This is a genomic window from Bacillus sp. LR--39 (genome assembly GCF_053613335.1).
In genome coordinates this window covers 1-856 of sequence record NZ_JBSIOT010000576.1, presented here as the reverse complement: position 1 = coordinate 856, position 856 = coordinate 1, and the positions used below count along the sequence as shown (strand labels likewise).

Below are 856 nucleotides of genomic sequence, written 5' to 3'. Positions count from 1 at the left end.
TTTTACAGGCAGCAGAGGGCATTGAAGACAGTGATGAAGCAGGAGCTGAAGATTTAAGAAACATACAGCTCACTTCAAATGACACCGTCATTGCCATCGCAGCAAGCGGCCGCACACCCTACGCCGCAGGCGCCCTAAGATACGCCCGCAAAGTCGGAGCACACACCATCGCCCTTACTTGCAATGAAAATTCCGCCATCAGCAAGGATGCGGATCACAGCATTGAGGTTGTCGTCGGACCTGAGGCCATTACAGGATCAACACGTATGAAAGCCGCAACCGCTCATAAAATGATTCTAAACATGATATCTACCGCTGTAATGGTCAAAATCGGCAAGGTTTACGAAAACTTGATGGTAGACGTCAACGTCAGCAACAAAAAACTAAAAGAACGCGCCATCAGCATTATCCAAAGCCTTACAAACGCTTCATACGACACAGCCAGATACACTCTGGAACAAGCCGATCATCACGTCAAAACAGCAATCGTCATGCTCAAAACAAGCACAGATCAGAAACAAGCAAAGACATTACTCGATGAAGCAAACGGTTTCATTGACAAAGCAATCGAACATTACCATCCATGATAAGGAGAGAACTAGAATGGCCACAGGCGGTTTAGCGATCATCCAATCAATGAAGCATAAGCTCCCTCCATCCGAGCGCAAACTTGCAGATTATATCCTAGCCCATCCCCACAAAGCAATCGAAAGCACGGTCAACGAAATCAGCGCCTTAGCCAATTCAAGTGACGCTGCCGTCATCAGGCTCTGCAAATCACTCGGTTTAAAAGGATTTCAAGATTTAAAAATGAGAGTAGCGGGCGATCTGGCAAAGCCTACGTTTCAGGGCTACC

At 47.0% G+C, this 856-nt stretch carries 1 protein-coding gene and 1 pseudogene; both read left to right on the top strand.

Annotation, left to right across the window (positions count from 1 at the left end; genetic code table 11):
* Nucleotides 1-587 (top strand): N-acetylmuramic acid 6-phosphate etherase (gene murQ / locus ACWHAR_RS25030; protein ID WP_452088176.1); only part of this gene is annotated, 587 nt, incomplete at its 5' end.
* A 16-nt stretch (nt 588-603) separates the two neighbouring features.
* A pseudogene (locus tag ACWHAR_RS25025) lies at nt 604-856 on the top strand (RpiR family transcriptional regulator); the annotation flags it as partial.